Consider the following 9,159-nt stretch of genomic DNA (forward strand, 5'->3'; position numbering starts at 1 on the left):
TCAGCGGGCCATGGATGGCCCGCGTGCGGCGAGTCGAACAGGATGTTCGCCCGAGCCGTGACGACCATACCCGCCAGGTCGGTGCCCGCACCGTAAGTCAGTGCTCCAACCCGCATTCCGCCCACTTTCAGCACATAAGGACGTAATCGACGACCGATACAATCGACAGCATGACTCGATTCCGCCTCCTCGCCCCCACCCTCCTCCTCTCCCTCTTCGCCCTCCACGCCCCGCTCGCCCACGCCTGGGGCGGCCAAGGCCATCGCCTCGTGGCCCGCATCGCCGATACCGAACTCACCCCGCAGGTGAAGCAGCAAATCGCCACCCTGCTCGCCGGCGAACCCGACCCCACCCTCGCCGGCATCGCCTCCTGGGCCGATGAACTGCGCGAACACGACCCCGACCTCGGCAAGAAAAGCAGCCGCTGGCACTACGTCAACCTCGGCGAACACGACTGCGCCTACGACCCGCCCGCCGATTGCCCCGACGGCAACTGCGTCATCGAAGCCCTCAAGCAGCAGACCGCCCTGCTCGCCGACCGCAGCCAGCCCCTCGACGTGCGCCGCCAGGCACTGAAGTTCGTCGTCCATTTCGTCGGCGACATCCACCAGCCCATGCACGCCGGCTACGCGCACGACAAGGGCGGCAACGACTTCCAGCTGCAGTTCAACGGCAAGGGCACCAACCTGCACTCGCTGTGGGACAGCGGCATGCTCTACGACCGCCACCTCAGCGACGACGCGTACCTCGCGCAGCTGCTCAAGCTGCCCGCCACGCCGGCCGCCAAGCCGGTGCTGCCGCCGGATGCGGTGGCGTGGGCGCAGGCGTCGTGCCGCGTCGCCATCGCGCCGGGCGTGTACCCTACAAAGGACGGCAAGGAAGAGCACGTCCTGCCCGAGGGCTACGTGGCGCAGTACCGGCCCGTGGCCGAGGCGGCGCTGCGACAGGCCGGCGACCGCCTCGCGGCGATCCTCAACGCCGCCCTCGGCACGCCCTGACCCCCACCGCCGAAGGTGTTGCCCATGCGTCCCGAAGTCCTGCCGTTCCTGCATGCGCCGAGCAACACCTTCAGCTACCTCGTCGCCGACCCCGCCACGGGCGAGGCGGCGGTGATCGACCCGGCGCTGGATTTCGACCCCGCCACCGGCGAGGTCGGCACCGCGCCGGCGAAAGCCCTGGTCGACGCGGCCGCCGCGCACGGCTGGCAGGTGCGCTGGCTGCTGGAAACGCACGCCCACGCCGACCACGTGTCGGCCGCGCAATGGCTGCGCCAGGCGTGGCCGCAGGCGCGGCTCGGCATCGGTGCGGGCATCGTGCAGGTGCAGCAGGCGTTCGCGCCGCGCTACCGGCTGCCGGCGGATTTTCGCGCCGATGGCTCGCAGTTCGATGCGCTGTTCGCCGACGACGAACGCTTCATGCTCGGCACGCTCGAGGTGCGCGTGATCGCCGTGCCCGGGCACACGCCCGACAGCGTGGCCTACCTCATCGGCGATGCGCTGTTCCCGGGCGATTCGATCTTCATGCCCGATGGCGGCACCGCCCGCTGCGATTTCCCCGGCGGCGATGCGGGGCAGCTGTTCGCCTCGATCCAGCGCCTGTTCGCGCTGCCCGGCGATACGCGCATGTTCATCTGCCACGATTACGGCCCCAACGGCCGCGCGCTCGCACACTCGACCTGCGTGGCCGACCAGCAGCGCGACAACATCCACGTGCAGCACGGCATCGCCCAGGCCGATTTCGTCGCCCGCCGGCAGGCCCGCGACGCCACGCTCGCCGAGCCCAAGCTGATGGGCCCCGCGGTGAAAGCCAACCTGCAGGGCGGCCGCTACGAAGACCTGCTGCCGCTGTAGGTCACGGCGGGCGCACGCCGGGCCGGTATGATCCAAGCCTCTTCCCGCCGGAGTCGTCCATGAAGATCCTCTCCCGCCTGCTCTGCTCGCTGCTGGTGCTCGCACTGCCCGTGATGGCGCAGGCACAGGCCCCCGCCGGTACCGTCACGGTATTTGCCGCGGCCAGCCTGAAGGAATCGATGGACGAAGCCGCGGCCGCCTACCAGAAGGCCACCGGCGTGGCAGTCACCACGTCCTACGCCGCCAGCTCGACGCTGGCGCGGCAGATCGAACAGGGCGCGCCGGCCGAAGTGTTCTTCTCCGCCGACCTGGAGTGGATGGACTACCTGCAGCAGCGCGACCTCGTGCGCGCCGCCGATCGCCACAACCTGCTCGGCAACACGCTGGTGCTGGTGGCGCCGGCCAATGCCGCCGCCAGCAAAGTGGACCCGGCCAAGCCCGGCGCGATCGCCAAGGCGCTGGGGACGGACGGCCGCCTGGCCGTCGGGCAGACCAGCAGCGCGCCGGCCGGCAAGTACGCCCGCGCCGCGCTGGAGAAGCTGGGCCAATGGGATGCGCTGTCGCCGCGCCTGGCCGAAGCCGAGAGCGTGCGCGCGGCGCTGATGCTGGTCTCGCGCGGCGAGGCGCCGCTGGGCATCGTCTATGGTTCCGACGCGCAGGCCGAGCCGAAGGTGAAGGTGGTCGGCACGTTCCCGGCCAGCAGCCATCCGCCGATCGTGTATCCGGTGGCGCCGATGGCCAAGGCCTCGCCGCAGGCGCGTGCCTTCGTGCAGTGGCTGCAGGGCCCGGCGGCGAAGGACATCTTCCGCCGTCGCGGTTTCAGCCTGGCGCCCTGAGTCCGGCGTGCCCGCGTTCTCACCGGAGGAAATCACCGCCATCGTGCTGAGCGTGAAGGTCGCGCTGGTGGCGGCAGTGGCCAGCCTGCCGCTGGGCGTGGCCTGCGGCTGGCTGCTGGCGCGGCGCGAGTTCCCCGGCAAGGCGCTGTTCGATGCGGTGCTGCTGCTGCCGCTGGTGATGCCGCCGGTGGTCACCGGTTACGTGCTGCTGATCGCCTTCGGCAACCAGGGCGTGCTCGGCCAATGGTTGCGCGAAACGTTGGGCATCCAGCTGGCGTTTCGCTGGACCGGCGCGGCGCTGGCTTGCGCGGTGATGGGCTTTCCGTTGATGGTGCGCGCGATCCGCCTGTCCATCGAAGCCACCGACCGCCGGCTGGAAGCGGCCGCCGCCACGCTGGGCGCGGCGCCATGGCGGGTGTTCTTCACCGTGACGCTGCCGCTGGCGTGGCCGGGGCTGGTGGCCGGCGCGGTGCTGGCCTTCGCCAAGGCACTGGGCGAATTCGGCGCGACGATCACCTTCGTGTCCAACATCCCCGGGCAGACGCAGACGCTCTCGGCGGCGATCTACGGCCTGCTGCAGGTGCCCGGCGGCGAAGCCGGGATCTGGCGGCTGACCGCCGTGGCATTCGTGATCTCGCTGCTGGCGCTGCTGCTCTCCGAGTGGCTGGTGCGACGCCAGCGCGTGGTGCAGGAGCGCTGATGCTGTCGCTGGATATCGAACTGCGCCGCGGGGACTACCGGCGCCATGTGCGCATCGAGGAAGCCGCGCGCGTGGTGGCATTGGTCGGGCTGTCCGGCGCGGGCAAGACCAGCGTGCTCAATGCCATCGCCGGCCTGCTGCGGCCACAGGCCGGGCGCATCGCGGTGGACGGGCGCGTGCTGTTCGACGCGGCGGCGCGGGTGGACGTGCCGGCGCACAGGCGGCGCATCGGCTACGTGTTCCAGGATGCGCGGTTGTTCCCGCACCTGGATGTGGCCGCGAACCTGCGCTACGGCCGCCATGGCGGCCAGGCACAGGCGCGCTTCGCGTTCGAGGACATCGTCGCGCTGCTGGGTATCGGTGCGTTGCTGGAACGTCGCCCTCGGCATCTGTCCGGCGGCGAGGCGCAGCGCGTGGCGATCGGGCGGGCGCTGCTTTCGCAGCCGGCGTTGCTGTTGCTCGACGAGCCGCTCTCCGCGCTGGATACGGCGCGGCGCGAGGAGTTGATTCCCTACCTGCAGCGCGTGCGCGACGAGCTGGGGCTGCCGATGCTCTACGTGAGCCATCGCGAAGAGGAAGTCCGGCGCATCGCCGAAGCGGTGCACGTGCTGGATTGAGCGTCGCGTCGCCGCTACGAGCGCGGCGAACCGCGCGCGGCAGCCACCTCGCGCATCCGCCGCATGAAGAACGGATACAGCGCCGCGCTGAACAGCATCGCCACCGTGGCATAGGCCAGCAGCTGCGGCTCGGCGCCCAGCAGCGCGTACAGGCAATAGAGGATCGCCCCGCCGCCCGCCACCATCGCCAGCCACAGCGGCCCGCCACGCTCGTTGCGCGCCAGGCTGTTCCACATCAGCGCGCCCGCCGAGAACAGGTACGGGATGATCGTCAGCAGCACGGCGATATTGGTGAGGCTGTCGAACTGGTGCGACAGCGTCGGCGAGGCCGTCACCAGCAGCAACGCGCTCATCAGCGCCGCCACGATCATCAAGCCCGCGCCGGGCATGCCATGGCGGTTGACCCGGCAGAACACGCGCGGGAACAGCCCATCCTCGGCCGCCGCCTTGGCCGACTGCCCCACCAGCAGCATCCAGCCGCCCAGCGCGCCGAAGGACTTGAACACCGCGCACAGCGCGATCGCCAGCGCGCCCCACGGGCCCACCATCACCCGCGCGGCCTCGGCGAACGGGGCGGAGGAATCGCGCAGTTCGGCCATCGGCAGCATGCCCATGATGACCAGGGAACAGGCGATGTAGATGCCGGCCGCAAGCGCCAATCCTCCGAGCGTGGCCAGCGGGATGTTGCGGCGCGGGTTGTCGATCACTTCGGCCGACACCGCCGCGCTCTCCACCCCCATGAACGCCCACAGCGCGATGGACGCGCTGCGCGAGATCGCCGCGCCATCGCCCAGCCCGCTGACGTTCCAGCCAGCCTGGAACAGGCCGCGGTCGAACCACCACCAACCGGCGATGGCGATGAACAGGATCGGGATCAACGCCAGCAGCAGCGTGCAGGTCTCCAGCGCGCCGATCCAGCGCGCGCCGCGCGCGTTGGCCAGGCTCAGCCCCCAGATCACCAGCAGCGTGAACGCCATGCGCGCCGGCAGCGGATCCAGCGCCGGGACGAGGTGCGCCAGATAACCCGTCACCACCAGCGCGATGGCGACGTTGCCGATCCAGTTGCCGAACCAGTACGCGTAGTTGCTGACGAAGCCGATGTACGACCCGAACGCATCACGCGCATACGCATACGGCCCGCCGGGCTGCGGATCGACCTGCCCCAGCCGCGCGAACACCAGGCCCAGCGCCACCGCGCCGGCCGTGGCGATGATCCACCCGAACGCCGAGATGCTGCCTACCGTGGCCAGGTTCGCCGGCAGCAGGAACACGCCGGTGCCGATCATGTTGCCGGCCACCAGCATGGTCGCCATCGCCAGGCCCATCTTCTTCGGGGCGGCGGCGCTCATGTCCAGGCCGGATCGGAAGTGAAGTCGATGGTCAGCCAGAACTGCGCCTCGCGCGCGCCGAGCTGTTCGGCGATGCCGTCGCGCAGCGCATCGGCGCGGCCGATGGAGCCCGGGTTGTAATCCGGTCGCGTGAGGATGTGGATCTCCACGAAGCGCATGCGCCCCATCTTGGCGACATGGCTGGTGAAACCGACGAAGCCGTGTTCGGCGACGAAGGCCGTCATCACTTCATGCACGCGGCGGTCGAGGTCGTCCGGCGCGACCTGCAGCACCTCGCGCATCGCCCGCCACGCGCCGCGCAAGGGCAAGGGCAGCACCGCCAGGCTGATGAGGCACAGCACGAGCGGGTCGATGTACGGCGTCCAGTGCGCGTAGGCGCCGCCACGCAGGCCCAGCGCGATGAGGAAGGCCAGCACCACCGCCAGGCTCATCAGCCCGGTCAGCAGCCACGCGCGCGCATCCAGCGCCAGCAGGCCCGATTCCAGCCGCCGCGCGTGGCGGCCGATCCATGCCGCCATCGCCAGGTCCACCACGGTGAGCAGCAGCGCCCAGGCCAGCGCGGCGCCGTAGCGTACTTCGTGGCCGCCATCGCTGAAGCCGATCATCGCGTTGGCCAGCGCATAGATGCAGGCCAGGCTGAGGATCGCCCCGCCCAGCGCCTCGACCATCGGTTCCAGGTGCCAGTAGCCGTACTGGAAGCGCGGGCTGTCCTCGCGCGCCACCAACCGCAGCACGGCCAGCGCGACCAGCGTGAGCGCCACGTCGACCAGGCTGTAAACGCCGTCGAACAGGATTGCCTGCGAGCGCGCCAGCAGGCCGCCCACGAAGCCGATCGCCGCCACGCAGACGGTGGCGGCGATGGAGACCTGGAGGACGCGCTGCTCCTGGCGGGTATCGCTCATGCGCTGGCCCGGGGCCTCATGCCTTGATCACCTCGACCTTGTAGGTCGGCGGGTTTACGCCCTTGTCGATGATCAGCCCGTGCACGTCCGACTCGAAGCCCGGGAAGCGCTCGTTCTGCGCGCGCGCGATGCGCAGCGACTGGATGATCGGCTCGTCGCTGGCACCGAAGCGCTCGCCCGGCATGATGGTCGGGATGCCCGGCGGATACGGCACCAGCATGGTGCCGGCGATGCGCCCGGGCAGCTGGTCGATATCCACCCGCTCGATGCGCCCGTGCACGAGGTGGTTGTAGGCATCGGCCGGGGTCATCGCCGGGGCCGGCAGGTCCACGTACATCTCGCGCATCACCTCGGCCACGCGGAACTCCGTGTTGAACGCATGCAGGTCGTCGCACAGCTCGCGCAGGCCCACGTCGGTATAAGCCACCGGATAGGACGCCACCAGCTCGGGCAGCGCCTTCTGCAGCGGCGCGTTGGCATCGTACAGCGCCTTGAAGGCCATCAGCTCGGCGACCAGCGTGCTCCACTTGCCCTTGGTGATGCCCATCGAGAACAGGAACAGCACGGAATACAGGTTGGTCTTCTCCACGGTGATGCCGCGCGACCACAGGAAGTTGCTCAGCACCGCGGCCGGGATGCCACGCACGCCCATCTCGCCGTCCATCGACAGCCCGGGCGTGAGCAGGGTGACCTTGATCGGGTCGATCAGTACGTATTCGTCGGCCAGGCCCTCGAAGCCGTGCCAGTGCGCGTCGGGGCGCAGGTACCACTCGTCGCGCTTGGCCACCATCGGCGCGGGGGTATCGCCCTTGCCCAGCGAGCGGGCCACGGCATCGGGCTGCCAGACGCGGAACCACCAGTCGTCGCGGCCCAGGTCGTCCTGCACGTGCAGCATCGCACGGCGGAAGGCGATGGCCTCGTCGTGCATCTCCTGCACCAGCGAGCGGCCCGACTCGCCCTCCATCATCTTCGAGGCGACATCGCACGAGGCGATGATGCCGTAATGCGGGCTGGTGGAGGTGTGCATCATGAACGCCTCGTTGAAGCGTTCTGCATCCAGCTTGCGGTCGGCGGCATCGCGCGCATGGATCATCGAGGCCTGCGAGAACGCCGCCAGCAGCTTGTGCGTGGATTGCGTGGTGAAGATGATCGCATCCTGCTCGCGCGGCTTGCCCTTGGCCATGCCGTAGTGGTCTTCATAGAACGGATGGAACGCGGCGTAGCCATACCAGGCTTCGTCGAAATGCAGGAATTCCACCTTCCCGCCGACCTGGCGGGCGATCTTCTCGGCGTTGTAGCACAGCCCGTCGTAGGTGGAATTGGTCACCACCGCGATGCGCGCCTTCGCCCCGGCCTGGCGTGCCTGGCTGGCCAGCGGATGGGCCGCCATGCGTTCCTCCATCGCCTCGGGAGAGAACTGGTCCAGGCTGATCGGCCCGATGATGCCGTGCGCGTTGCGGCTGGGGGTGAAGTACACCGGGATGCCGCCGGTCATCATCAGCGAGTGCATCAGCGATTTGTGGCAGTTGCGGTCCACGAACACCACGTCGCCGCGGCCCACCGTGCCCTGCCAGACGATCTTGTTGGCGGTGGAGGTGCCATTGGTGACGAAGAACGTGTGGTCGGCGCCGAAGTTGCGCGCCGCCTCGATCTCCGCCTCGCGGATCGGCCCGGTGTGGTCGAGCAGCGAGCCCAGCTCGGGCACCGAGATGGACAAATCGCTGCGCAACGTGTTCTCGCCGAAGAACTGGTGGAACGCGCGCCCCACCGGCGACTTGGTGAACGCCACGCCGCCCGCGTGGCCCGGCGTATGCCAGGAGTAGTTGGATTCGGCCGCATGGTGGATCAACGCGCCGAAGAACGGCGGCAGCAGCTTGCCCATGTAGGCTTCGGCCGCGCGCATCACCTGTCTGGCGATGAAGTTCTTGGTGTCCTCGAACAGGAAGATGAAGCCGTGCACGTACTTGAGCAGCTTGCTGGGCACCTTCTCGATGGTGCGCCGCTCGCCATACAGGAACACCGGCAGGTCGGCGCGTCGCTGGCTCTGCTCGCGCAGGAAGCCCAGCAGGCGCTGGAACTCGCCGGTCACGTCCTCGGTGCCGTCGATGGAGATCAGCACCGCCGAGGCCGCCACGTAGGTGCGCGCGCCGGCCTGGGCATCCTCCAGGGTGAGGCCGCACAGCACGCGTTGCTCGTTGGTACGCAGCTCCTCCACCAGCGCGCGGATCAGGATGCCGCCGATGCGCGGCGACTCGTAATCGGCATCGATGACGACGATGGGGTAATCCAGGGACTTGAAGTACACGGACAGTCTCCTTGCACGAAGCGATACGAAGGAACGATCGGCGTCAGCTGGCGCGCGGCGGCACGATGACGGCCTGCCGCTTCTGGCGGCGCTGCTCGCTGAAGAACGGGTAGAAGACGGTGATGAACAGCACGAACAGGAAGGCGTACTTGACGATCGCGCCGGCCGAACCGAACACCGCCCACAGGCAGTAGACGACGGTGACGCTGGTCAGCACCCAGAACGTGCCGATGTGCGCCCAGGTGTGCGAGCGCTCCACCACGAAGTAGCAGGCCACGCAGGAGTAGATGTACGGCAGCAGCGTGAGCACCACGGCCGCCGAGGTAATGACATCGAACTGCGCCGAAGCCGTTTCCGAGGTGGAGGTCAGCAGCACGGCCAGGGTCATCAGGACCGCCACCACCACGATGCCCTTGATCGGTACGTCGTCGGCATTGGCCTTGCGGAACAGTTCCGGGAACAGGCCGTCATCCGCCGCGGCCTTGGCGCTCTGCGCGGTGAGCAGGATCCAGCCGCCCAGCGAGCCGGCCGCGCCGACGAAGGCGCACAGGCTCACCACCGCCCCGCCCCACCCGCCCACGGCATTGGCGGCGGCCAGCG

At 69.2% G+C, this 9,159-nt stretch carries 10 protein-coding genes; 5 read left to right on the forward strand and 5 right to left on the reverse strand.

Features of this window, described 5'->3' with window-relative positions; translation table 11 throughout:
• Window positions 1-317 (reverse strand): hypothetical protein (locus tag ARC20_RS18805; RefSeq protein ID WP_237642596.1); only part of this gene is annotated, 317 nt, incomplete at its 3' end.
• On the opposite strand from ARC20_RS18805, the gene ARC20_RS13680 reads away from it, so the two are divergent.
• The 5 genes from ARC20_RS13680 to modC are packed head-to-tail and all read left to right on the forward strand — an operon-like array spanning window position 270 to window position 4,003.
• Window positions 270-998 (forward strand): S1/P1 nuclease, encoded by a 729-nt coding sequence (locus tag ARC20_RS13680; RefSeq protein WP_237642595.1) that lies wholly within the window; start codon window positions 270-272, stop codon window positions 996-998. The genes ARC20_RS18805 and ARC20_RS13680 overlap by 48 nt on opposite strands.
• Before the next feature lie 24 nt (window positions 999-1,022).
• Window positions 1,023-1,850: an MBL fold metallo-hydrolase gene (locus tag ARC20_RS13685; RefSeq protein ID WP_057648059.1), complete on the forward strand. Its 828-nt coding sequence runs from the start codon at window positions 1,023-1,025 to the stop codon at window positions 1,848-1,850.
• A 59-nt stretch (window positions 1,851-1,909) separates the two neighbouring features.
• Window positions 1,910-2,686, forward strand: a complete 777-nt coding sequence (gene modA / locus ARC20_RS13690; protein ID WP_057648061.1) for a molybdate ABC transporter substrate-binding protein — start codon at window positions 1,910-1,912, stop codon at window positions 2,684-2,686.
• A 7-nt stretch (window positions 2,687-2,693) separates the two neighbouring features.
• On the forward strand, window positions 2,694-3,386 hold the full coding sequence (gene modB, locus ARC20_RS13695; RefSeq protein WP_057648063.1) for a molybdate ABC transporter permease subunit: 693 nt from the start codon (window positions 2,694-2,696) through the stop codon (window positions 3,384-3,386).
• Complete coding sequence (gene modC, locus ARC20_RS13700; protein WP_057648065.1) at window positions 3,386-4,003, forward strand: molybdenum ABC transporter ATP-binding protein; 618 nt, start codon at window positions 3,386-3,388, stop codon at window positions 4,001-4,003. Before modB ends, modC begins: the two co-directional genes overlap by 1 nt.
• 14 nt (window positions 4,004-4,017) lie before the next feature.
• Here modC and ARC20_RS13705 read toward each other — a convergent pair whose 3' ends face one another.
• The 4 genes from ARC20_RS13705 to ARC20_RS13720 form a co-directional block, all read right to left on the reverse strand.
• Entirely contained in the window at window positions 4,018-5,352 is a 1,335-nt protein-coding gene (locus tag ARC20_RS13705; protein WP_057648067.1) for an amino acid permease, read from the reverse strand.
• Window positions 5,349-6,254 carry a cation diffusion facilitator family transporter gene (locus ARC20_RS13710; RefSeq protein WP_057648069.1) on the reverse strand — a complete coding sequence of 302 codons (906 nt, stop codon included), beginning with the start codon at window positions 6,252-6,254 and terminating at the stop codon, window positions 5,349-5,351. The genes ARC20_RS13705 and ARC20_RS13710 overlap by 4 nt, the downstream gene beginning before the upstream one ends.
• 16 nt (window positions 6,255-6,270) lie before the next feature.
• The gene (locus tag ARC20_RS13715) at window positions 6,271-8,559 is read right to left on the reverse strand and encodes an Orn/Lys/Arg family decarboxylase (RefSeq protein ID WP_057648071.1); all 2,289 of its coding nucleotides are present in this window, start codon (window positions 8,557-8,559) and stop codon (window positions 6,271-6,273) included.
• A gap of 43 nt (window positions 8,560-8,602) precedes the next feature.
• Window positions 8,603-9,159 (reverse strand): amino acid permease (locus ARC20_RS13720; protein ID WP_152983958.1); only part of this gene is annotated, 557 nt, incomplete at its 5' end.

This window comes from Stenotrophomonas panacihumi, assembly GCF_001431645.1.
GTDB lineage: Bacteria > Pseudomonadota > Gammaproteobacteria > Xanthomonadales > Xanthomonadaceae > Stenotrophomonas_A > Stenotrophomonas_A panacihumi.